At 32.4% G+C, this 25083-nt stretch carries 22 protein-coding genes; 10 read left to right on the top strand and 12 right to left on the bottom strand.

The window, feature by feature from the left end; translation table 11 throughout:
* Window positions 1-3: 3 nt before the first annotated feature.
* The 6 genes from G7050_RS16785 to G7050_RS16760 all read right to left on the bottom strand — a co-directional run bounded on the left by G7050_RS16785 (window position 4) and on the right by G7050_RS16760 (window position 7550).
* On the bottom strand, window positions 4-2187 hold the full coding sequence (locus G7050_RS16785) for a lantibiotic dehydratase family protein (protein ID WP_166117418.1): 2184 nt from the start codon (window positions 2185-2187) through the stop codon (window positions 4-6).
* Window positions 2184-3107: a TraB/GumN family protein gene (locus G7050_RS16780; protein WP_166117417.1), complete on the bottom strand. Its 924-nt coding sequence runs from the start codon at window positions 3105-3107 to the stop codon at window positions 2184-2186. Before G7050_RS16780 ends, G7050_RS16785 begins: the two co-directional genes overlap by 4 nt.
* Before the next feature lie 37 nt (window positions 3108-3144).
* Complete coding sequence (locus G7050_RS16775) at window positions 3145-4245, bottom strand: zinc-binding alcohol dehydrogenase family protein (protein WP_166117416.1); 1101 nt, start codon at window positions 4243-4245, stop codon at window positions 3145-3147.
* Between the two features lie 121 nt (window positions 4246-4366).
* A complete protein-coding gene (locus G7050_RS16770; RefSeq protein ID WP_166117415.1) occupies window positions 4367-4549 on the bottom strand; it encodes a TIGR04149 family rSAM-modified RiPP in 183 nt (60 codons plus the stop codon).
* Between the two features lie 71 nt (window positions 4550-4620).
* Window positions 4621-5901, bottom strand: a complete 1281-nt coding sequence (locus tag G7050_RS16765; RefSeq protein ID WP_166117414.1) for a glycosyltransferase — start codon at window positions 5899-5901, stop codon at window positions 4621-4623.
* Window positions 5898-7550 carry a glycosyltransferase gene (locus G7050_RS16760; protein WP_166117413.1) on the bottom strand — a complete coding sequence of 551 codons (1653 nt, stop codon included), beginning with the start codon at window positions 7548-7550 and terminating at the stop codon, window positions 5898-5900. The genes G7050_RS16765 and G7050_RS16760 overlap by 4 nt, the downstream gene beginning before the upstream one ends.
* Window positions 7551-8284: 734 nt before the next feature.
* Here G7050_RS16760 and G7050_RS18050 point away from each other — a divergent pair.
* Window positions 8285-8368, top strand: coding sequence for a hypothetical protein (locus tag G7050_RS18050; protein ID WP_370521994.1), 84 nt, complete (start codon window positions 8285-8287; stop codon window positions 8366-8368).
* Between the two features lie 17 nt (window positions 8369-8385).
* A complete protein-coding gene (locus tag G7050_RS17810; RefSeq protein WP_221412811.1) occupies window positions 8386-8595 on the top strand; it encodes a transposase in 210 nt (69 codons plus the stop codon).
* Window positions 8596-9232: 637 nt separating this feature from the next.
* On the opposite strand, the gene kdsB is transcribed toward G7050_RS17810, so the two are convergent.
* Both kdsB and G7050_RS16745 read right to left on the bottom strand, forming a co-directional pair.
* Window positions 9233-9985, bottom strand: a complete 753-nt coding sequence (kdsB, locus tag G7050_RS16750; RefSeq protein WP_166117412.1) for a 3-deoxy-manno-octulosonate cytidylyltransferase — start codon at window positions 9983-9985, stop codon at window positions 9233-9235.
* Window positions 9986-10016: 31 nt separating this feature from the next.
* Window positions 10017-11405: a nodulation protein NfeD gene (locus G7050_RS16745; protein ID WP_166117411.1), complete on the bottom strand. Its 1389-nt coding sequence runs from the start codon at window positions 11403-11405 to the stop codon at window positions 10017-10019.
* An 83-nt stretch (window positions 11406-11488) separates the two neighbouring features.
* On the opposite strand from G7050_RS16745, the gene G7050_RS16740 reads away from it, so the two are divergent.
* Entirely contained in the window at window positions 11489-11890 is a 402-nt protein-coding gene (locus G7050_RS16740) for a 2-amino-4-hydroxy-6-hydroxymethyldihydropteridine diphosphokinase (protein ID WP_166117410.1), read from the top strand.
* A 2-nt stretch (window positions 11891-11892) separates the two neighbouring features.
* Here G7050_RS16740 and G7050_RS16735 read toward each other — a convergent pair whose 3' ends face one another.
* Window positions 11893-12486, bottom strand: a complete 594-nt coding sequence (locus tag G7050_RS16735; protein ID WP_166117409.1) for a DUF3109 family protein — start codon at window positions 12484-12486, stop codon at window positions 11893-11895.
* A 425-nt stretch (window positions 12487-12911) separates the two neighbouring features.
* Here G7050_RS16735 and G7050_RS16730 point away from each other — a divergent pair, with 425 nt between their 5' ends.
* The 3 genes from G7050_RS16730 (at window position 12912) to miaA (ending at window position 15249) form a co-directional block, all read left to right on the top strand.
* Window positions 12912-13628 carry a 2-phosphosulfolactate phosphatase gene (locus G7050_RS16730; protein ID WP_166117408.1) on the top strand — a complete coding sequence of 239 codons (717 nt, stop codon included), beginning with the start codon at window positions 12912-12914 and terminating at the stop codon, window positions 13626-13628.
* Window positions 13629-13789: 161 nt separating this feature from the next.
* Window positions 13790-14344, top strand: a complete 555-nt coding sequence (locus tag G7050_RS16725) for a plasmid pRiA4b ORF-3 family protein (RefSeq protein WP_166117407.1) — start codon at window positions 13790-13792, stop codon at window positions 14342-14344.
* The gene (miaA, locus tag G7050_RS16720; protein WP_166117406.1) at window positions 14344-15249 is read left to right on the top strand and encodes a tRNA (adenosine(37)-N6)-dimethylallyltransferase MiaA; all 906 of its coding nucleotides are present in this window, start codon (window positions 14344-14346) and stop codon (window positions 15247-15249) included. Before G7050_RS16725 ends, miaA begins: the two co-directional genes overlap by 1 nt.
* A 954-nt stretch (window positions 15250-16203) precedes the next feature.
* Here miaA and G7050_RS16715 read toward each other — a convergent pair.
* From G7050_RS16715 to mtaB, 3 genes are read right to left on the bottom strand one after another with little or no spacing between them, the layout of a single operon-like run.
* Complete coding sequence (locus G7050_RS16715) at window positions 16204-17238, bottom strand: glycosyltransferase family 2 protein (RefSeq protein ID WP_166117405.1); 1035 nt, start codon at window positions 17236-17238, stop codon at window positions 16204-16206.
* Entirely contained in the window at window positions 17235-18128 is an 894-nt protein-coding gene (locus G7050_RS16710) for a lysophospholipid acyltransferase family protein (RefSeq protein ID WP_166117404.1), read from the bottom strand. Before G7050_RS16710 ends, G7050_RS16715 begins: the two co-directional genes overlap by 4 nt.
* Window position 18129: 1 nt before the next feature.
* Window positions 18130-19440, bottom strand: coding sequence for a tRNA (N(6)-L-threonylcarbamoyladenosine(37)-C(2))-methylthiotransferase MtaB (mtaB, locus tag G7050_RS16705; RefSeq protein ID WP_166117403.1), 1311 nt, complete (start codon window positions 19438-19440; stop codon window positions 18130-18132).
* Between the two features lie 175 nt (window positions 19441-19615).
* On the opposite strand from mtaB, the gene G7050_RS16700 reads away from it, so the two are divergent.
* The 4 genes from G7050_RS16700 (at window position 19616) to G7050_RS16685 (ending at window position 25080) form a co-directional block, all read left to right on the top strand.
* On the top strand, window positions 19616-21274 hold the full coding sequence (locus tag G7050_RS16700) for an AMP-binding protein (protein WP_166117402.1): 1659 nt from the start codon (window positions 19616-19618) through the stop codon (window positions 21272-21274).
* A 149-nt stretch (window positions 21275-21423) separates the two neighbouring features.
* Window positions 21424-22281, top strand: coding sequence for an ABC transporter permease (locus tag G7050_RS16695; RefSeq protein WP_185154972.1), 858 nt, complete (start codon window positions 21424-21426; stop codon window positions 22279-22281).
* A 113-nt stretch (window positions 22282-22394) separates the two neighbouring features.
* Window positions 22395-23669: an ABC transporter ATP-binding protein gene (locus G7050_RS16690; RefSeq protein WP_166117400.1), complete on the top strand. Its 1275-nt coding sequence runs from the start codon at window positions 22395-22397 to the stop codon at window positions 23667-23669.
* A complete protein-coding gene (locus G7050_RS16685) occupies window positions 23662-25080 on the top strand; it encodes a class I SAM-dependent methyltransferase (protein WP_166117399.1) in 1419 nt (472 codons plus the stop codon). The genes G7050_RS16690 and G7050_RS16685 overlap by 8 nt, the downstream gene beginning before the upstream one ends.
* The last annotated feature ends 3 nt before the right edge of the window (window positions 25081-25083 follow it).

The following is a 25083-nucleotide window of genomic DNA, read 5'->3' as shown; positions in this document are numbered from 1 at the left end:
TTTTCATTCTTTTTTATAAAAAGTTGCTATACATTCATTGGTATATATTCCGTTATTATCACGTATTATTGCGTCTTTTGTATCAAAAATAAATTCTGTAAAAGTAATTATTTCTTTATTCTTTATTTCGGATAATAATGAATGTATACTTAAAACGTTTTTGAAATCAATGAACAGGCTATTATCTCCTATTGGCATAAGAACATATTGAGGAATTTTATATTTTTTTCTCCAACAATTAGTCTCATTAACAAGCATATAATCATCTTTTATATCTAATAAAAAATGAATGTTTTTTTGAGGAATATTCCATGTCATTGGGTACAGGATAGTATTCTTATATCTTACTCTTGGTAAAAAGAGTTGACTTTCTAATATTCCCCAATTAAATGATAAATCTTTGATTAAATGCATCTGCATATCACAAAGAAATCGATATACGGGTGTACAATGCAAATTATTATAATTATGTGCATTTGTTAGTCTGGGAATAATTTCCTTATTCAATCTATTTGAAAAAAGGACTAATTCATCTCCGCGACAACAGAGCATAAGATCAGAAGCTGGAATAAGTCTTTCATTTCCTAAGTCTGAGTTTGCCATATAAATCAATTCATAATTTCTTAAATGTGGGCGAGATAGTATATTTCCAGTCCTAGAATCAGGTAAATGGACTATTTCTGCTATAATTTTGTCATTATATAGCTCTTGTTCTTTATTGGCAATATTTATTACTAATTCTTCTATTTCAGGATCTAAATAAGCGAATCTGGTAAATAAACTAGCTCCACTAAAACCACCACAAGATTTTAATCTAACTAAAACACCTCTTGCATCGTCTCTAACTACCTCAAATAAAGCCGCTGTTGTTAAGGGCAATTCATCGGAATTATCTATTTCTTTATTATTAAAGTCATTATCTATAAGAATAATTTCAGATTCATCATTAGACATACAATGAATAAATTTTTCAAGTAGAATATCCTGATAAGAGGGAGATGAAAAAGTATTTTTTTTCTTCTCTGATTTTGCGGGGAAAAGTATGTCATCAATTAGAGGCGACGATTCCCATTTTTTATTGTTTACAGGATAACTTATACCTAAGTCAGGGTCTAATACTTCTAAAAGTGGTATCATTCGGTCTTCATATCTACGATAAAATTCTTCTTTAAAATTCTTTATATTATTATTATGAATGACACCATTTATATTAGATAAAAACCGGATAGTTGATTTGAGCTCTGTAATAATAGATTGGCTAACATCTGATTTTTTCATATTATGTAAAAAATCGACTTGAAAAAGATATTTCTTATTAAAGGGTATTTCCAATTTCTCAATCTGGTGAATAATATTTTCATATATTTGCTCGCTGAAAGTTTCATCCAATTTATCTAATAAACTCTGAATACTAATTAAAAGAGATAATATCGCATCATTAACATTTGCTTGGATTAATAACTCAATCAATTTTTGAAAATAATCTCCTCCCGTAACTATTGGAGATAATTCATCTATTATTATCTGACAATCAATCATTTCATTAATGAACGTTATTGCACTTTCTTCTTCAATACATTCATTTGTTAGATAATTTAATAATTCATGGAAATATATACCATTAGTGGATAATTTTAATATATATTCAATATATTCATTATGCTCAACTGTAGATATAATATGCTTGCGTTGACCTTCATGATACTTATATTCTATATATCTATATTGTTGCCCTTTACTATATAATGTTGAATTCAAATAGTATTTGACTGAACTTCTTATTTCGGTAAGTTTAGATAGTTTTTGATGCAGTTCGCACAAAAAAAACATATCTAGACGAGTCCTTCTTGTGATATTTATATCTTTTATTAAATTAGTTTTCTCAGACAAATATCCAATAAAACATCCTGAAAAAAGCCCAAATGGCGTACATCGTGTAGCCATTCTGCTTATATATTTATAAATTGTATTTAGAATACGCTGTTTGTCTTTTTCTTGATGAATTCCATGTTTTAAATATTTTATAACTTCTTGATACAATTCTGGGGATGCGAGATATATAGCCTCTTTGATTAATTTATTCTCTAAAAAAGCCATTAAATCATCAACACATGAAATATTATCCAATATATTGAATGATAAAGAAGGAGCTCTTATTATGAGTTTATTGAAATTTTCGTATATCATAACTCTCTTATTGGTTCAACATTATATCCTAAATTCCTTAATTGGTTTATCAAGCCCGTTTTTCCTATCAAATGTGCAACACCTACTGCGATAAAGGAAGGCTTATTTTTAATCAAAAAGGGTATTTTTTTCATCCATCTATTATTTCTATTATTACCCATCATGGTAAATTCTTGTTCCATATATAGATCTGTTGAAATATATTGTTTCTGACTTTCAATAAGTTCTTCTATTTTTTTTAGGCTTTGTAGTTTATAGTATTTATCCATGCTATCTTTATAGCTTATTATTCTTTCTAGAGTTTCTTTTTTTTGAGTTTCATTATTGAAAAAATCTTCATCTTTTAATAGTTCCATAAGCTTCTTGAGATCTGTCGATATAGGCATACGGTTAAAAAACGCATCACCTTCTTCATCTAGTCCCATAATATTATATTTTTCTCGTTTAGCTGTAGATTCTATATACTTATCAATAGAACTATCACATAATGGATTACTAGGAGTGATTCCTGCTTCTATATAAAGTTTATTTATTACTTGACCTTGAATTAAAAATATCAGAACTGAGGGCTTTACATTTTTAAGCTCATTTGCTCCATTCTCTCCAAAAAAGAGCTCCATTTTTTCATTTAATAGTAACAAATCCTCTTTTGAAAGTAAACTTTCATAAGTGCTATCTCTAGGCATATAGGAGGATTGTTTGACATATTTGGCATATTCTTCATTAACAGATTCGATTAATAACTGTTCGGTAGACTCAAATGCAGCATGAAATCCATTAATACTATCTAAGAAAGTACTGCATACACTATGAGACGTTCCTAATAAATAAGAAGGTTTTTCAATGCCTAAGCCTGTTATTTTCCAAAGTAAACCATTTCCTTTAGAATTGTCTGCATATGAAGTCGAAAAATATGCCATAAACATTATAATTAATATGCATATGTTCTTCATGCTTCTATATGTATTTGTAAATAATTTTTCCAAAACGCTTTTGTTTATGAAAAGTTTTTTCTAAAAATGGAATATAATTCTCACCAGTAAATACAGAATCTATTATAATATCAAATTTGCCAGTATCAAAATCCTGTAATGCTGTAATTAGGTCATCTCTGTTTCCTAAACAATTTCCTATAAAACTTATATTCCTTCCTATACACGTCGAAAGCGCATTTGCATAAGAACTTTCACTATTTTGATTTAAGGTATCTTTGAATAGTGGATGTTGATTAAATAATCCGCAGCTAATGTACTTACTATTATGTCGCATATAACTAACAACATCACAAAAGTGAAGGTCAAAAAAGGGATCTATAACTGCCTCAAATTTTTCAAAATTTATATAATCTTCGAGTCTTTCAAGTTTCAAAGCATCAAAAGGAAGAACTTTTTCAACACCTAATTCTAATAGTTGGGTTTCATAATCTAAACTAGTAGTTAAAGCAAATAATCTATATCCTTTGTTTTTCAGAGCCGATATAGCTGCTAAAGAAGTATTGGAGGTAGCTGATGTTATCAATATACGGTCTCCTTTATTTAAGGATAGTCTGCGGAGCATACTATATACTGTTTGTGCAGCGATAGTGAAAGATGCGGCTTTCTCATCCGATAAAGAATCTGGTATTTTAATCAAATGACCTTCATGAAATACATGATAACGTTGTGATGCATGATTCGTAGCTATACCCGGACGAACATACTTATTATCCCGGATAGGATAAGTTGCATCTGTAATAACTCGATCTCCTTTTTTTAATGATGATACAGAGTGTCCGACATCAATAACTCTTCCGACAAATTCAGAACCAAAAGGAGAATATATATATGACTCACTTTTTTCTTCGCAGGCCTCATTCATTCTGATTATTAGCGATTTATCTCTATAGTTGCAACTGAATGCTATAATCTCTATCAACACTTGATTCTCGTCTAAATCTTTATAATCATTTATATCTGGGTAATCGATAAGTGAAAAGTAAATTTTTTCACCTAATAATTCGAGAGTCTCAAGTTTATATTTTTCTTTAAATTTTGATGAACAAATAGCCAAAGTTTGCATAACAAATTATTTTTATGGTATCATGTTTTTACTTAAACGGTTTAAAGAGGGTCGCTTTTGGGTATATGAATATATTCTATAATAATATCTAACCTTCTTAAACAACCCTCTTATTTATTAATTATGTTGTTGGACAACTCCACCAACTTCTTTCTTTGGTGTTATCATAAGTAATATATGTAACAAGTGTCACAGTTGCACAAGCCCATGTAGAACCACCTTTAAGATCACCCATTTCCTCGTTATTCAAATTGATAACTTCATCTTTTTTAAGTTCGATCTTTTTCAATTCTTTCTTTTCCATAATTTTGAATTTTTAGTTTGTTAATAATCCTAAGAGCTATAAACCAATGCATTGTTTATATAGTTTTTTTGTTAAACTTTCCTAGTTTGTGGCTTTAACTTAGCAATTGCTTCTAAGGTCTTAGCGTACATTATTTGCAATGAATAATTTTTTTCGTAGGTTTCTCTAGCCTTTTCCTGTAATTGTAATATTTCAGTTTGAGGAGAATTTAAGTATTTATTAATTGCATTAAATAGTTTTTTTTCATATTCATTTTTTTTATATGAAGTATGAACAACCTGAGAATTTATTCCATCTTTGAACATCTCATTCAAACCGTAGCTATTACTGGATATTATATATAAGCCAAACATCATCATTTCAATAGCTGTATAACTGGATTGCTCGTGAAAAGAAGGAATAATACCGACATCTGCTATTTGGTAGAATTTGTAAACTTCTTTTTGGCTCAGTCGTCCGGTAAGTATTATTTTATCAAAAAACGGATTAATTTCTTTCAGGCCTTCTTGATAATATACCTCTCCACTACCCACTAAGTAAAGTTTACATTTAGAATGAGATTTAACAATATCTTTAAAAGCCTTTATTAGATGTAGAAATCCTTTTGTTTTTTCGAATCTTCCAACATATAGAAATATTTTTTCGTCTTCTTTTATATTATAGTAGTCTCGGAGCTTAGTCCTTTCTTTAGCACTAATTTTTTGAAAGATATCATTAAGACCATTAGGAATAGTTGATATTTTATTCTTGTCAATTTTATAAATATTTTTAAGTAATTTATAAGTCGCACTTGATAAACTAATTATATGTTGAGCACTTCTAAAAAGCTCTTGCTCTTTCAGAAAAGCTTCATATACACTCCTTGTTTTTAGATCATTAATCATAATCTTATCTTCATTACCACTCTTTACACTTTTCTTAAAAGCATTAGGATCTCCGTTCATGGCAAATGTCCATGTCATAGAATGGATCGTGAAGAGGATTGTAGCTTGAGTAAAATGCATTTTAAGTTGATTTACCAGTACACCCTGTTTATTATAGTTAAACTGGAATATTATTTCCTCTTTTAAATCAATATATGTTCTCATAAATTTTGCAACCCCTGCGTAATACTTATTATTGTATTCAGTATAATTTGAATTGTTCATTTTATAAGTATCATAGGCCGGAATGTATATATATTCAATTTCATCAACTGATTCAGTCTGAAATTTATCATGCCGATCGGAAAAAAGGCAAACAACTGACACTGCAAATCTTTTTTTAAGGCAACTAGCCAATTCCCGGACATATGTACCAATACCATAGGCTGCGGCAACCGAATCTTCATTAAAAATATATAAATGTTTCATTTTAGAATCAAATTTAAACCGACACCAATCATTCCGTTTTTTAATGTCATAGGTAAATTAACAATATCATTTTCGCCAAGATTAATTTCATTCAAAATATCATGTATGCTTTGAAGACCTAATATTGCATTATCTCGCTCAGTGTAAAATGTAATATATTTTAAAGCGACTTCAATTGAATACGAGTCATTGAGTTCACCCTTCAATATCCTGTTTGCTCCTTTATATAGATTTTTAAGATATATATCATCAAATACTATATTATTTTTATCTTCATACTTAAGTCTTCCAAGAAGGTAAAATAATACTCCACCTAATCCGGTATCTAAACTATAATCATTTATTCTAGATGGATCCCATTCCATTATCTTCCTATCAATATTTTCCAAAATCTCAGGAATATTACCACTAACAAAATCATTTTCGATTAGATAATGAATTCCCCAAGCAATACCGCAAAGACCATTAGCAAGGTTAATAGACATTCCTAATTCAAGATTACAAATTAGACCTTCCAAAAGTTCTCCAGCGATGTTGCTGTATATATCGTTATTCGAATATACTCCATAATGATAGAGCAATATGATAGAGCCCATCTTTCCATAGAACAAACCATTAAATTTTAATAAATCGGTTTGTAATAATACTTCTCTAATTACGGTCTCAATTATTTGTCCATTATTTAATGTAACTTCTGAATTTAGAGAATTTATTCTTTTAATTAAATCAAAATTATCTGTTAAAATACTAGAATATAAATCCTTTAACTCTTTTATCTGATTCCTATTTTTTAAAAACAAGAGATAAGCTTCTTTATATATATCAATAGGTAATTGAGATCTTAATGTTTTAAATGCTAATCTATTTTCTAAAGAGGGAAATAGGGTCTCAATAATTAACATTTTGTTATATATTAATTCACTAGAGGTGAACTCATATGGAAATTCCTTTCTATATATGTGTCCTACAACAACTTCTTTCAACAACTTACATTTTCCTCCTTCTAACCAGACTTTCATGCTTATATAGTCCTCATCATTTCCATAGGATATTAAACCAGATAAACCTTTAAGATGGTTCCAATATTTTTTACTAGTAGAATAAGCTGCTCCTAAAACACAAGGAGTGTCTTCAATTAAAAGGTTAGGATGTCTTTCTTGTCTAATCCATTCGGTAACAATTACCTTTCTATTATCATTGATAACTGTTCTTGCACCATATCTTAAATCATCTTTTGCCTCAATAATAATATTATTTTCTTTATATAAGACTTTTGTTTGACAACAAAGTAATACGCGTTCATCTTTATCAAGTTCTGATAATAACAAATCGACCCAGTTATTTTGATAAAATCGCATATGGGCATCTAATAATAAAAAATATTCCGTTTCAGATAAATTGATACCCTCATCACGTGATGCGGCAACACCCTTTCTTACAGCATGTGATATATATTGAGTGTTAAACTCTTTAGCTATTGATTTATAGTCGTAATTATCATTTGAAGCATCGTTTATTAAAATAATAGGCAGATCGGTATTAGCTGTTTCTCTAATACTTTTAACAGTATTATGAACCTCAATACCTTCATTTAAAAAAGGTATTATAATTGTTAATCTATTACAATTTTGATTATTAGTTTGGGGCATTTTCACTTAGTATTAGATTAGTCATAATTTACAATATTATTAAAAATATATTATATTCCATAGTCTATAGAAGCTTATTAACCTACATTAACAGACTAGCCGAATCTAATTATGAATAGAAAAATAATCTTTTGAGGTGGATTCAGATAAGGTTTATCCTCTGTCGAATTTTTATTATTTTAACGTGAGTTCGATATAAGATAACTCATTAACAAATAGTATAATAGCTAAGTTTTGATTAACTTTAAGCAGTTGAAGTTCAAAGCTTAACACCCCCAAACAGTCTATTATGCTAAGTCTTTTTGGAATTACAGATATTTTCTATTTATGTGATGAATTTTCTGCTAAATTTGAACTTTATTATTCTAAAAATTTAGTTCAAGAGCATAATGAAAAATAATACAAAAATAAAATAAATCGCTTATCAGACAGCGAAGTAATGACTATTCTAATTGCTTTCATTTAAGCAAAATGAGAAATCTAAAGGCCTATTATCTGTTTTATATATGCAAACATCTAACTCTAGGGTTCCCTCTAAATTGGTTTCTTACGATCGCTTTGTAGAACTTCAACAGTGTGAGCTTTTATCTTTGGATCTCTTCTTAAAATATTGTCGTTTAGGTAAATGAATAGGTGTTAGTTTTGTAAGTTCTACTACATTGGACGTCTGTTACATGAGACAAGAATGACAGAACAAAATCTTTGGTGGGATAACAACTAAAAGAAAAAGCACAATGGTCCAGTTTTTCGGCTTCAAACTTCATCTGATTATTAATGACAGAGGAAAAATGCTTAGTTTCTTTCATTACTCGGGGTAATCTATATGACCTTAGAAATGGAAAATTTCGAAAGAAACATTTTTGGGAAACTATATGTAGACAGGGGCTATATATCTCAAAGGCTAGTAGATGTTCTTTTTGTGGAGGGGATACAGTTAGTTTACAAACAAAGAAACAACATGAAAGGAGGAATACCTCTAAAAGACCCTGAAAGAGAGCTATTGTTGAATCTGTTAACGATGAACTCAAAAATATTTGTCAGATAGAACTAGATATCTTTCTTTCGCTAACTTCCAGACAAGCCGGATTGCGGGACTATTAGCTTACAGTTTTTTACCTAAAAAAACCTTACATCAGAGTAGATATAGTTAAGGATAAACAATTATCTATCTACTATATTACATTGAACTCATCTTAAGTAATCTGTTCTATTTTTGCAACATTACCTACTCTAAAATCTTGTCCATACAGATTTATTATTCTCGCAAATACTCTTTTTATGAAGAATTGATATATATTTGTCTTACGAGTTATCTGACAGTGTGTAAAATGAAGTAAATACCTGTCAAAAGAACCATTGCCAAATCATTACCTGCTTAAAAGTATCCACCTGTAACTGTTTGAAAAAGAGTATATAATATCTACAAGACTGCTATTTAAAAGAGATATGAGTCTGTTTTATCCTGAAAATTTATCTGTATAAGAAAGTATTTATGGAAACAAACTTATCTTTTTATTTTAGCTCAAACAACTCAAAAAAGGTTACACGAAAAACGAAGTGAAAAAGTTGTCACTTTTGTCACTTTTGTAATGTTTTTAAGATTAGTTTTCTGTTTATTAGATTTTTATATAAATGACGGTTTTGTACTTTTTGTCATCTTATTGCAAGGTTTGTAAATCAAATCAGTTATTTAGATTTAGTAGCTTAATTGCTTTTTCCATATCTTCGGGAGTATCAATACCAATAGTTTCTATATCAGTAAGTCCGACTTTTATCTTATAACCGTTTTCAATCCATCGAAGCTGTTCTAAAGATTCAGCCAATTCAAGATTCGATTGAGGTAGCAAGGTAATTTTTTTCAAGACATTAGCTCTGTATGCATACATACCTATGTGCTTGTAAAATATATGTTTGTCAAGCCATTCTGTATGATGAGCATCTCTTATATAGGGGATAATAGAACGGCTGAAATAAATAGCTTCGCTATTTTTATTCAAAACTACTTTAGGCGAATTTGGATTGAAAAGTACCTCAAAGCCATCTTCTTTTTTGAATGGTTTTACTAAAGTAGCCAATTCGGTTTCTTTAGAATCGAAACAAGATTTAAGTGTTTCGATTTGTTGAGGTTGAATAAAAGGTTCATCTCCCTGTATATTGATTACGACATCAAAGCCGTTTCCAATTTTCGAAAAAGCTTCATTGCATCTGTCTGTTCCACTTTTATGGTCGGGAGATGTGAGGACGGCTTTTCCTCCAAAATCCTCTACAATTTTTAGAATACGTTCATCGTCGGTTGCTACCCAAACTTCGTCAATCGCTTTTTTAACTTGTTCGTATACCCTTTGTATCATCGGTTTTCCTGCCATATCAGCTAGGGGTTTTCCGGGAAAGCGTGATGATCCGTATCTGGCAGGTATGATTCCTATAAATTTCATATATTTTAGTTTGCTTTACTTGTAGACTCGTTTACTCTTTTATTTCAACAACATATAGTTGAGAGCTTTCGTATTTAATGACTTTGATATTCTTTCCTCTTTCTATAAATCCTTGATTGGCAACAGCATCATAGTATTGACCGTCTATAATCACTTTACCCGATGGTCTTAAAACGGTGGCAGCGTGTCCGATTTTTCCAATCATAAGTTTTTGCTCTTCGGGTACGGAAATAAACCCTTCTTGATCGCTTGTCAAAGCAATATTTCTGAACATGCTTCCTTTTTTTCCTATTCTGCTTATCAAGGTGATGATAAGGACAAACGACATCAGTATTCCTACAATGACCGTAATAAATGATTTGAGAGTTTGGTCAGCTGATACTCCTGTAAAGTCAAAATCAACATTCCCCACCAAACTAAGGAATAACCCCAGAACAGTAAGTGCAATTCCACTGATGCCCGCCACGCCAAATCCGGGTATGACAAATATTTCGAATGCTATGAGAATAAGTCCTATGACGAATATGATAATTTCCCAATTCTGAGCATAGCCATCCATATATAGAGGGGTAAAGTATAATAAGGCTGCCGTAATAGCCATAGCAACGGGTAAACCTACTCCGGGAGTCTTAAGTTCTATATATATACCGCCTATGATAACCATAATGAGAATACTTTGTACTATTCCATTGGTGAGAAAGTTTTTTATATAATCAAATATTGTAGGGTTATATGTTTGAATATCATAGTTTTCGATATTCATGTGTTTCACTATTACTTCAGTGATGTTTTCGGCAATACCGTCACAATATCCGACACTAACCGCTTCATTTGCTGTTAATGTCAATACTTTGGTGGTATCGGTCAATATGGGAATAACTACACGCTCGTCTACCATTGCTTCTGCAATGCGAGGATCTCGTTTCCATGTAAATGTAGTATCATTGGTTTGCGATATAAGCGTGTCTTTACCGTGACTTTCGGCGGTAGATCTGATTAACGACCGCATATAAGATTGATATTTGTCAGGAGCTTTTTCACCCAAGGCATCAACAACCGTTGCTGCTCCTATATTGGCACTGTTCCGCATAAATATTTTGTCACAGGCAATAGCTATCAAAGCTCCTGCCGATGCTGCATTATTATTAATGAATACGTATACAGGTATTTTACTGTTTAAGATAGCTGTTCGCATCGAATCGGCTTCAACAACAGTTCCCCCATAGGTATTCATATCGATAAGTATGTAATCGGCTTTTTCTTTTTCAGCAAGGTGCAATCCGTTTTGTAAATACTGCCATGTTACGGGACCTATTTCTTGCTTGATATTGATTCTATATATAAGAGGAGTATCGGTATTCGCCATAAGTTGAATATACCCGACAAAAGTTAAAAGAAGAAATATAAGTGCTTTTTTCATATAGTTCAGTCTATATTTATTTAGTGTATATGACCTTAAACAAAGGTAATTCAAAATATTTAATCTGGCACTTTTTAATAAAAATGAATGTATATTTGCAAACTGTTATGAATACATTTATTATAAGCATGGGATCGAACGAAAACAGGGCAGCAAATATGTCCCGTTGCCGTTATCTGCTTAGTAAAGATTATCCTGAAGTGGTATTTTCTGAGATGATTAATACTGAACCATATGGTGAAACTTATCACTCTGATTTTTATAACCAGTTGGCATTAATTAATTCAGAGGACAGTGAACTGATTGTAGCCGAGAAATTGAAGAGAATAGAATCGGAAATAGGTCGTCGGTCAGAAGAAAAATCACAAGGGATAATAAAAATAGATGTTGATTTACTTGTTGTAAATGGTAAGATTATCAAATCGGAAGATTTCGAACGTCCCTATATAAGTAGTCTTTTTGATAATTTAAATAAAAAAGGTTGACTTTATTTAGTCAACCCGTTTTTTTTCATTTCTTTATACTCGTCTGCCGCAATACATAACTCGTTGTACCACGCGTCTCCAAATTTGCGAATCAATGGTTCTTTCAGGAATTGATATATTCGTAACCCTTCTTTATTACCTAATAATACAGCTGCTTTACATATTCGCCATCTATGATAATTGACTGCTGTAAATTCTCTGAATTTCTCTAACCTTATAGGGTATAAGTGGCAGGAAATCGGCTTGTAGAAATCGGTTTTACCTTCTCTGTATGCTTTTTCAATGGCACATTTGCATACACTTTTTTCATCGTAATAGGTAAATACACAATCTTTACCGTTTACAATTGAGGTGACCATATCGCCGTCTCTGTCTTGATAAGCAACACCTTGTTTGTTGATAACTTCTTGAGCCTTTGGTGACAGGTCGTCCCATATTAGGGGTAATACTTTTTCGATAATCTCGACTTCTTCGTTCTCAAGAGGAGCTCCTGACTCTCCTTCTACACAGCATTCTCCTTTACAAGCAGAAAGGTCGCAGATGAAATTTTCTTCTATAATGTCTAATGCTACTATGGCATCATCTATTTGTATCATTCTATTATTTTAATTGAGTCTGCAAAGGTAATGAATTTATATAAGTTTAGCTAAAGACTCTTTGCGGCTTTTGTAGCCTGTTATTTTTTTGTAGCTTTGTTTTAATAATAAAAATCAAGGGTTGGAACGATTTATCTATCTGTAAAAGAATCTTTATTCTGTCCTCTCTTCTTTTAGAAGGTTGGGCTGGCGAAAAGGTAACAACAAAAGAAAGAAAAAGAAAAAGCCATTAAAAAATGTAACTTTTGTCACTTTTGTCACCTTTTTTAATTCTTGTTGTTGGTTTACAGTGTGTTGTGTAAATTAAAAAAGTAACACTTGATAGTCGTTTTTGTCACCTTTCTGATTACTTTTTGTAACTACTGGCACCTTGTCGTGCTACTTTTTCAATTGCCGGTTGGCATAAAATATAAGTTATACTAACAATGAAAATAGACGTTTGTTTTTCCCCGATTTTATATCCGTATTACGTAGAAAACAATAATACGATTGTGGTGGTGGTCGATATTTTTCGGGCAACTACCACTATGTGTATGGCTTTAAATAATGGAGCTGCAAGTATTATGCCCGTTGCAACAGTCGAAGAAGCAAAAGCTTATAAAGATAAAGGGTATCTGGTAGGAGGAGAAAGGAATGTAGTGAAATTTGAATTTGGTGATTTTGGAAATACTCCATCCGAATATACAAGACAAAAGGTTGAGGGGAAAGATGTTGTTATCTCTACGACTAACGGAACGCATGCTATAGATATGGCTGAGAATTGTTCTTGTCTGATAATAGGTTCGTTCTCTAATATTTCGACTGTGGCTGATTTTTGCCTTTCGCAAAAGAAGGATGTATTGGTGCTTTGTGCCGGCTGGCAAGATAAATTCAATTTAGAGGATAGTCTATTTGGAGGTGCTCTTGCTGAAATTCTGGTAGAAAAAGGGGGCTATAATGCCAGCTTCGATGCTGCAGGTGTAGCATTATCTATGTGGAAAGAAGCTAAACCAAATATCTTGTCTTACATAAAGAGAGGTGAGCATATGAAGCGTCTTGAAGCACATAACCTTTTGGATGTTGCTGACTTTTGTCTGCAATTTGATACGACTCATGTTTTGCCCATTTACAATAAAAACACGAAAAAGATAACATTAGAGTAATTAGATATAATTCTTTTATATAACTTTGAAAAATAAATAAAGGTAATAAATCTATCTGTTTCTTAGTAACTTCAATATAGATTGATAGTTATATAATAAATATTCAGGAAAATAACAAGTTTGAAATATTTAATTAATAAAGAAAATAATTAACTAAACTCATGGTATTTAGGTTTTTAATGTTGTCAGATGAAGTGGAGGATTTCAAAAGGGAAATTCAGATAGATGCTGACGCAACTTTTCTGGACTTACACAAAGCTATTCTTTCATCAGTAAACTATCAAGAGGGTGAAATGTCTTCATTCTTTATTTGTAGCGATAACTGGGAAAAAGAGCGTGAAATAACTTTGACCGAAATGGATACAAGTTCGGAAGAAGACTCCTATATAATGGAAGACTCAGTCTTGAATGATTTCCTTGAAGATGAGAAGCAAAAGCTTATGTATGTCTTTGACTATATGACCGAAAGATCTTTTTTTATTGAATTGAGAGAGATTATTACAGGAAAAGACTTAGATGAAGCTATTTGTACAAAATCGTTAGGAGATGCTCCTGTTCAATTTATCGATTTCGATGATTTTGAAGTAAAAAGTACAGGTATAGATACAGGTGAAAATTTTTACGGAGATGAAGGCTATGATCTGGATGAATTGGATGCTGAAGGCTTTGACGGTTTAGATGAATCTCTGCCTGCGTCAGATGGTGAGAATTTTTAATGAAGAAACTTCTTGTATTATTAGGACCAACCGGAGTTGGTAAAACCGAATTAAGCGTGAGTCTGGCTGAATATTGGAATTGTCCGATTATATCAGCAGACTCACGTCAGTTATATAAAGGTCTTTCAATAGGAACTGCTGCCCCTACTGAGATACAATTGTCTCGCGTACCTCATTATATGGTAGGCACACTCGGTATCGAAGAATATTATAGTGCCAGCGAATTTGAGACAGATTCACTTAAAATAATCTCCGAACTACACCAAACAAATGATATTTTGATTGTCACCGGAGGTTCAATGATGTATATAGATGCATTGTGCAAAGGAATCGATGAAGTTCCCACGATAGATGAAAATCTTCGTAAAGAGCTTTATGACCGTTACGAGAAGGAAGGGCTAGAGCCTATTCGTTCACAATTAAAAATTTTAGATCCCATCTTTTATGATCAGGTAGATCTGAAAAACTACAAACGGGTTATTCATGCACTCGAAGTTTGTTTAATGTCGGGTAAGCCTTATTCTTCTTTCCGTACTAATAGAGTAAAGCAACGTCCTTTCGAAATTATCAAAATTGGATTGATGAGAAATCGAGACGAACTTTATCAAAGAATCAATCTGCGAGTTGATAAAATGATAGATGATGGCTTATTGGCTGAGGCCGAAAGATTTTATCCTTTTCGAATAAGTAATTCTTTAAATACGGTTGGGTATAAAGAGCTATTCAAATATTTGGATGGTGAATGGACTTTGGATTTTGCCATTGAGAAGATTAAGCAAAATTCTCGAATTTATTCGCGAAAACAAATGACTTGGTTTAAAAGAGATACCTCTATTAACTGGATTAATTTGTCTGAAATCTCACAAGAAATCGCTTTTCAACAAATACAGGAAAAGGTCTTATGAAAATAGATTTTTATTCTTGAATTTAATTAAAAAATCTATCGATATATATAGGTGGTTCTTTTAATGTTTAGATTATAAGTGATTTATGTTATAGGCTAGTTTTTAATTGATTTGTCAATCTTAATATGTAATATATTATTATATATTGCTGGTTATATTTTGATAGCTGATAAATTATAATAAATTAGCTGTATTTATGGGTTTTATATTTCCTTTTAATGAGCTTTTTCTTTTATGTCTTTAATAAATAAAAGAAAATAGTTGATAACATATCTAAAGATTGCAACTGTTTATTGATGCTTTGCTTACGAAACTGACAAATAGCCATAATTGCTTAATCTGATAACTGAAAATAATTGTAATAGCTGTTTTTGAGAATCTTTGTCAAAGTTTTAGATTATAAGGAATTTTATGTTGATTATTATTTGTTTAGAAAAAAGATAGATTAGTCTTTTTACTCTGAATAGAATAATATAAGATTGTTTTAAAGGGTATACAATAAGCGATATCTCTATTTATACTATTGTTGTATATTAATAGTGTATTTAAACTCTATATTTTAAGTTTATTAGTTCTATTTTAAAAAATATACAATGTTAATTAATGTTTAGAGTTATACTTGTGTATAGTAGTGGTTTGATCGAGGGGTATGAAATTTGTCTGTGAAATTTTCTTTTGTATAGAACTGTGAGAATGCTGAAATTTGAAAGAGATAAATATGTTAGAAAAAAAAGATAAAACTCCCGAAGAATATAATAAATCATTAAAATGAATAGTCTTCTCTTTTTCTTGGAAAAATAAGAATTAAATAATTCCCTCTATAGTTGAATTTAATATATTGATTATTAGTGTTTTATGCTTTGGTAATATCACTTTAAACCTCTTGAGAGAAGTAGATCTGAAAAAAGTGCAGAGGATATATGAATTTATTGCATAGAAAGCAGACCTAAAAGGCTAATTATTTATCTTCCATACTAAAGAACTAAATGTTTTGTGTCCTTTAAGGAAGAATTGCCATAATATACTTTTAGGAAATATTGAAGCTATATTTTGTGTTGTTTGTTTTTCTAAATTCTCTTTTCTAGCCTTACTGAAATTCTTCTTCATTTTATTGAATTCCATATGAGCCTGATGGGTCGCTTTGGCATTCTTAAATTTTCCCTTGGCTATCATCTGAAGAGCTGCTAAATAGTCTAAAATAAATCGTATTTTGTAGATATGTTTAAACTCATTCTCTTCTAGGTTTTTATAAAGCATCAGAAGATTATTTCTAAAGTTCAGGAAGGTTTTTTTAGGACTTTCTTCAGTTAAGGTAGCTCCGCCTACGTGATATACTACTGATTGAGGTATACATGCCACTTTTAATCCTCGTGAATTTAATCTCCAGCATAGATCAATTTCTTCCATGTGTGCAAAGAAAGCACTGTCTAAGCCTCCTGTTAGCTTGAATATATCTGTACGAATAACTAGACATGCTCCCGATGCCCAAAATATATCAATGGGTTGATCGTATTGATTTATATCTTTTTCTACTGAATCAAAGATTCTTCCCCGACAGAATGGGTAACCATATTTATCTATAAATCCACCTGCTGCTCCTGCATATTCAAAATATGCCTTATCTCTTTGAGCTAATATTTTGGGTTGTACAACAGCTACATTTTCATTTGTTTCTAAAAAATCGAGTAAAGGTTCAAGCCAGTTTTCTGTAACTTCTACATCCGAATTTAGAAGTATTGAATATTGGGTATTTATTTGAGCTAGGGCTTGATTGTATCCATCTGCATAGCCATAATTTTCGGATAACTCGATAATAGATAGGCTGGGGTAGTGTTGTCTGATGAATGCAAGAGAAGAGTCGGTCGATGCATTGTCTGCAACAACAATATTAGCAATAGCACTATTGGTATATTTTATGATAGAAGGCAGAAATTCTTCGAGAAGCCGCTTCCCATTCCAGTTTAGAATAACAACAGATGCTTTTTTCATTCGTTCACGAAATCTTTTTTCTTATATTTCCAGCGTTTATGAGTCCAAAGCCAATAAGCAGGACTTCGTAAGATGGTTTTTTCCATCTCACGAATATATTTTTCTGTGATTGCAAATTCAGGCTCCTCTTTTGGATTTGCTGAGATTAACTTTACTTCGCAGTTATATTTGCCTCTTTCGACCCTTATGATATCGAGGTAGGTTATCGAAAAGCCTGTTTGCTTGGCTATTCGCTCAACACCTGTAAATACAGCTGTATCTTGATTCATGAATTTTGTCCAGTAATGGATATTATTCCAGGATGGAGTTTGGTCGGACATAAATCCGATAAGTACTTTTTGTCCTGATCTCTTATACTGAATAATAGATCTCAAAGTGTTATTTTTAGGAATACTTACACTTCCAAAGCGACTTCGTATCTTAAGAAAGAGTTTATCAAAAGCTTCATTTTTAAGCGGGCGATAGATTTGTCCTAATAAGGTGTCTTCTTTAAACTCTAAAGTGATGGATGGTACCCACTCCCAGTTTCCATAATGACCAAGATACATAATGGCAGAATTTCCATCCTTCATCAGTTCTGCTACTAACTCAATGTTTTTGAACGTAATTCTTTCTTGTATCTCTTTATCTGTTATATGGAGTAGCTTGATAGTCTCAACAAAATAATCACAGAAATGATGGTAAAAGTTTCGTTCTAACTTTAACAACTCTTTCTCACTTTTTTCTGGAAACGAATTTGAAAGGTTTTCTTTTACAACCTTTCGTCTGTATCTGACAATATAATATACAGGAATATACAATAAATCGGATAGTATATACAATACTCTAAGTGGTAGTAGAGCATGTGTATATAATACGGCGTATATTATGTTGTATACTATTTTATTCATTTTATTGAAGTACTACGGCTGTTCCTTCTATATTTAATCCACCTAGATGCACTTCACCTACCACATTTACGAGTCTTTCATCGTATTCGCGCTCTATTTTTACATAGTTTTCTGTGAAGCCGTACATTTTATTATCGTGTATAGAATGCTCAAAGAGTGCTTTTCTGAGTAGTCCTTTTTGAGACAGGTAGAAATCTCTAAGTTTTCGATCCGATATATCTAATAAAGCTTTACTTCTGGCATGTTTGGTTTTAACATCAACAATATGCTCTATTTTCAGAGCTTGTGTGTTGGGGCGTTCCGAATAGGTAAATACATGTAGTTGCGATATGCCAAGGCTCTCAATAAATTGTCGGCATTCTTCGAAATATTCATCGGTTTCGCCACGTGTGCCTACAATTACATCTACTCCTATGAAAGCATGTGGTAAGATACTTTTTATTTTTTCAACCTTATGCCTGAATAAAGCCGTGTCGTATTTCCGTTTCATTAATTTCAATACGGTATCAGAACCCGATTGTAATGGGATATGGAAGTGGGGAGCAAATCGTTTCGATTGTGCCACAAATTCTATAATCTCATCAGTTAGAAGGTTAGGTTCGATAGATGATATACGATATCTGGCAATTCCTTCTACATTATCAAGGGCTTTTACCAGATCAAAGAATGTTTCTCCGGTTGTTTTCCCAAAATCTCCTATGTTTACACCTGTCAAAACAATCTCTTTGCCTCCGTTTGCAGCAACTTCCTCGGCTTGTTTTACTAAGTCCGCTACGCTGCCATTACGGCTTCTTCCTCTGGCAAATGGTATTGTACAGAAAGAGCAGAAATAGTCGCAACCGTCTTGTACTTTGAGAAAGTAACGGGTTCTATCGTCTTTTGAGCAAGAGGGTACGAAGGTTTTTATATGATTGGTTTTGCTGGTAAAGACCGTGCCTTTTTCTTTTTTCTTAAGTTCGTCAAGATATGCTATCACATCCAACTTTTGTTCAGCTCCCAGCACAATGTCAACACCTTCTATCGAGGCTATATCATCGGGTTTAAGTTGGGCATAGCATCCTGTTACAATAACATATGCCCCAGGATTTTCTTTGATAAGTTTTCGAACGGCTTGTCTGCATTTTTTATCTGCAAATTCAGTAACAGAACAAGTGTTTATTACGCATATATGGGCAACTTCTCCCTCGCGGGCTTTACGTACCCCCACTTCCGACAATTGTTTTCCAATAGCCGAAGTTTCAGCAAAATTCAACTTACATCCTAAAGTGAGATAGGCGGCAAGTTTATTTTCGAATATAGTATTATCTGTCATTTATTTATTAAGCAAATATGATTGAGTATGTATTGATACTCAATGTAGTATAAATATATAATTATAAATAGCTTACAAAAATACACAAAATGGATCAATATTGAAGTTAAAAAAGTTTGGAAATACCATTGTTGTATCTATTTTTGCACAAATAATAAAAAAATGAGCAGTTTTTATGATTAAAGAGAATTTCATTAAATTATATGAGGACAGTTTCAAATATAACTGGGATTTACCAGCATTGTCCGACTATGGAGACTCCAATACATTATTATATAAAGATTTGGCAAGAGAAATTGCTCGTTTGCATATTTTATTTGATAAATTAGAAATAAAAAAAGGAACTAAAATTGCACTTATTGGCAAAAATACTCGTCAATGGTGTATCGCTTATATGGCTACTATAACTTATGGTGCTGTTATAGTTCCTATTCTTCAGGATTTTCACCCTGATAATGTACACCATATTGTAAATCATTCGGAATCGGAACTACTTTTTGTAAATGATTCGGTCTGGGAAGGATTGGAAGAAGGGCAAATGTCACATTTAACAGGTATTTTTACTTTATCCGATTTCTCGTGTATATATGATAATAGTAAGAAGCATATAAAGTCTATTATCCAGAATTTGGATAATGAGATGACCTGCAAATACCCAAATGGTTTCACTAAAGACGATATAGTGTATGCAAGTGTCGATAATTCGGAAATGGTTCTGATCAATTATACATCCGGAACTACCGGGTTTAGTAAAGGTGTTATGTTGTTGGCTAATAATTTAGCAGGAAATGTAACCTATGCTAAAAAGTTGGATTTGTTATTTAGAGGAGATAGGGTTGTTTCCTTTTTACCATTAGCTCATGCGTATGGATGTGCATTCGATTTTCTTTACGCATTGTCGGAGGGGGTTCATGTAACTTTATTGGGTAAGGCTCCTTCTCCTAAGATATTAGCTGCTGCATTTTCTGAAATAAAACCCAATCTGATAGTTACTGTTCCTTTGGTTATAGAAAAACTATACAAGAAAGCTATTTTGCCGAAACTTGAAAAATCAAGTATTAAAATGGCATTAAAGATTCCTCTGGTAAAGGATCAGATTTATGCAAAAATCAGAAAAGGCTTAGTGGATGCTTTAGGTGGTTCTTTTACCGAAGTTATCATTGGAGGTGCTGCATTTAATAAAGAAGTGGAAAGTTTTTTACATAAAATTAAATTCCCTTTTACAGTTGGGTATGGAATGACCGAGTGCGGGCCTTTGATTTCATACGATCACCACTATGATTTTGTGCCGACTTCCTGTGGCAAGATATTGTCGATAATGGAAGTTCGGGTGGATTCCCCTGATCCTTATAATACCTTGGGCGAAATTCAGGTTCGAGGAGAGAATGTGATGAAGGGCTATTATAAAAATGAGGAGGCTACAAAAGCTGCTTTTACTGAGGATGGCTGGCTTAAAACAGGCGATTTAGGTACAATAGATAAAGATAACAGGATTTACCTGAGGGGTCGAAGTAAAACTATGATATTGGGAGCCAGCGGGCAAAATATATTTCCCGAAGAAATAGAGGCAAAGCTGAATAATTTACCTTATGTTACAGAATCTCTGGTTGTAACGCGGAATAATAAATTGGTCGCTTTGGTTTATCCTGATTATGAGACGATGAATGTAACCGGATTGTCGTCAACCGATTTAGATGCTATAATGGAAGAAAATAAGCAGGTTTTAAATAAGTCTGTCGCAAATTATGAGACTATTTCTACCATACATATTTATCCTACAGAGTTTGAAAAAACGCCTAAAAAGAGTATAAAAAGATATTTATACGAAACATAATACCTCTATATATTGTTAATTAACATAATAGGACGCTCATAATTTAACATGAGCGTTTTATGTATCTGGATGATGAATACATTTTCCATAAAAGTGTTATCTTTGTCGTCTGATATTAATTTATTTAATTACTTTATTACTGTATGGATATAGCTAGAGACGATGAATGGGATATCGTCATAAAACCCAAGGAAAAGGGTATTCATCTAAACTTGAAGGAGGTTTGGAGGTACAAAGATTTATTGTATCTGTATGTTAAAAGAGATTTTATTTCTGCTTATAAACAGACCATTTTAGGTCCTCTTTGGTTTTTTATTCAGCCTATTTTTTCGACGCTTATTTATACATTGGTCTTTGGTGGAATTGCCCAGATATCTACAGATGGATTACCACCCATGTTATTTTATATGTCGGGTGTTTTGTGTTGGAATTATTTTACAGATTGTTTGGGGCGTAGTTCCGGCACATTTATGGGGAATGCCAATGTTTTTAGTAAAGTTTATTTCCCTAGACTTGTAGTTCCTATTGCCGGCTTGGTTTCGGCTGTCCTAAAAATGTTTATTCAGTTACTATTATTCTTTTCAATCTATATATATTTTCTGTTTAACGGTTCTCCGATAGGTATAAATAGTGCTGTGTTGTTATTTCCTCTTCTGATAATAATGATGGCAGGTATAGGTTTCGGTATTGGTATTATTATATCATCAGTAACCATTAAGTATCGAGACTTAAATATCTTATTTTCTTTTGCTATTGGTTTGATGATGTATATTACTCCGGTTATCTATCCTTTATCTGCAATTCCTGCAAAATATGGTGCTTTTAAATGGATTATTCAATTGAATCCACTGTCTTCGATTGTGGAGGCTTTTAGATATGGTATGCTGGGAACAGGAGAATTATCGTGGGGAGGTTTACTTTATAGTGGAACATTTACCGTTATAATTGTTTTAATTGGTATTGTTACTTTTAATAAAGTGGAACGCCGATTTATAGATATTGTATAATTTAAGGTCAGAGGCCTTTTTATTGCTTTGGTAATTGCAATGTTAATAGCCGGCTATAGCTTTTAAATATAGCATAGATATTTTGCATTACTTAATAAAACAGAACATTTTATATGTCAAATACAGTAATTGAATTTGAAAATGTATCGAAACAGTACCGTTTAGGAACGATTGGAACAGGTACTTTAACTCATGATATAAACCGTTGGTGGCACTTGGTGCGTGGCAAAGAAGACCCTTATTTACAGGTTGGACAGGTTAATGACAGAAGTGTAAAATCGACAAGTGACTATGTTTGGGCATTAAAAGATATAACTTTTAATGTTCAACAAGGTGAGGTTGTAGGTATTATAGGAAAGAATGGAGCCGGAAAATCGACTTTACTTAAAATCCTTTCGCGAGTAACATCTCCTACAACCGGAAGTATTAGAGCTAAAGGGCGTATTGCTTCGTTACTTGAAGTTGGAACAGGGTTTCATGGAGAGCTTACCGGACGCGAAAATATTTATATGAACGGGGCTATTCTTGGGATGACCAAAAGAGAGATAACGAATAAATTTGATGAAATAGTAGACTTTTCGGGTATCGAAAAATATGTTGATACACCCGTTAAAAGATATTCTTCGGGAATGACTGTGCGGTTGGGATTTGCTATTGCAGCACATTTGGAGCCTGAAATTTTAGTCGTGGATGAAGTGCTGGCCGTAGGCGATGCAGAGTTCCAGAAAAAGGCAATAGGAAAAATGAAAGATGTTTCTCAGGGAGAAGGACGTACAGTTCTTTTTGTAAGCCACAATATGGGATCTATGAGAAGTCTTTGTAATAGGGGGGTTGTTTTAGGTAATGGAATGGTAGAATATGTTTCATCATCTATAGACGATGCTATTGCCTATTATTCTAAAGCTGATGAATCGACTGTTTTACCTATTCGGGAAAGAAAGGACAGAAGTGGAAGCGGACGTTTGAGAGTTACCGAATTTAAGTTTGTGGGAGGTACATCGCCTTATAATATATCGACCGGTGACCCTATTTGTGTCGAATTGGAATATGAGTCGGAAGAGCAAGACATTTCGGCTATGTTTTATATAAGCATTAATGATGCTTTTGGGGTATGTGTGTTATTTTTAGACTCGTCGGTTATACATGATTTTCCTACCCGGATAAAATCGAAAGGAAAGATTAGAATTAATCTTCCTGTAGACTTTACTATTAGGGAAGGTCAGTATTTTATCAATATTGCAGCTTTTGTTGATGGTAATATGGCCGATTATATACAGAAAGCCGCATCATTGGAAGTTGAAAACGGAGGTTTCTTTTTTGCCGGTAAAACTCCCGCAGGAAAAGGCTTATGTTATGTAAAACAAAATTGGAATGTCAGCTATGAATAATAATATTTACTATTCTCCTAACTCTATGTTTGACGGGTTTGGCCGAGTATTTTTTTATAATGGAAAAGTGTATAGAGCCATATCTAAAGAATCGGTAAAAGAGTGTCTTGATCTTTTAAATCAACCATTCTTTAAGGAACTAATGGATAGTTGCTTGATACCTAAAACCATAATATCAGATCTTTCTTTACCTGATGTCGAATTGATATTGGAGCATGAAAAATTATTGAATATCCACCAAGAAGAATGGGGATTCTCTATGTTTAAAGATGCTGCCTTAATGATTCTGAAGGTTCAAAATATATGTGAAAAGTATGGTTATGAATTAAAAGATGCACATACTTTAAATGTTTTGTTTAAAGGAAGTAAACCTATGTATGTAGATATAGGTTCTTTTCAGAAAAAAGAGGGAAAAGACTGGGTTGCTCATGAGGAGTTTATCAATAGTTTTTATATTCCACTTTGTTTTTGGGCAGAAGGTAAATTTTATATTACACGGAAGATTCTCGAAAGCAAGTTTTACAGAATGCAGACTATTCCGGATCAAAAATTTTGTGATTCCGGCTTGTTTGACTTGTTAGAGGCAAAACCTTTTCGTTACGAAGTATTATTTAGAGGCAAAGTCGTTCATACCACTCAAAATGCAAAATCAGCAAAGCGTTTAAGTAATCGCCTGAATAAAATAGCATCATTGTTGAAAGGACGTTCAGCACGGGTTTCATCTGCACCTATCATTTTTGATGATCGTTCAACGATAACAAGAAAGATCGAATCAATGGAGTTTCCCGAGTCAGTATCGTTGTGGAAGGGATACCACTCTAAATTTTATGGAAAAGAAGGAGAAGTTGAACTATCTGACAGATTCAAAAATATATTGGGCATAATTCAAAAGATAAATTCGGAAGACCCGCTTCAGTCGACTCTTGATTTGGCAGGAAATGAGGGACTAATGAGCTTTCTGATTAAAGACCGATTTAATATTCCTAGTGTAACTTTAACAGATTATGATGAGAATGCTATTGAAGTTGCATGTCGTAATCGAAAAGAGTCGAATCTAGATATAAATATACTTTTATTAAACTTTATGTTTCCTCCGAGTATTGAGGATGTATCAAAGAGAATAAAATCAGATTTAGTAATGGCGCTTGCTGTTACACATCATTTGGTTTTAACTTCAAAATTTGTTTTATCCACTATATTCGAAAGAGTAAAAGCTTATTCTAATAAATATGTGCTAATAGAATTTATGCCGAAAGGATTATGGTCTATAGAGCATAGAGAAGAGGTGGCTGTTCCTGATTTTTATACCTTAGACTGGTTTAAAGATGAATTTTCAAAGCATTTTGATATTCTTCAGATTGAAACACTCGAAGAAAACAGAATTTTATTTGTCGGTAAAATAAAAGGGTAACTA

Origin of the sequence: Dysgonomonas sp. HDW5A, assembly GCF_011299555.1 — a bacterium.
Taxonomy (GTDB): domain Bacteria; phylum Bacteroidota; class Bacteroidia; order Bacteroidales; family Dysgonomonadaceae; genus Dysgonomonas_A.
The sequence above is the reverse complement of the archived record's forward strand: the minus strand, read 5'-3'. Positions and strand labels throughout refer to the sequence as shown.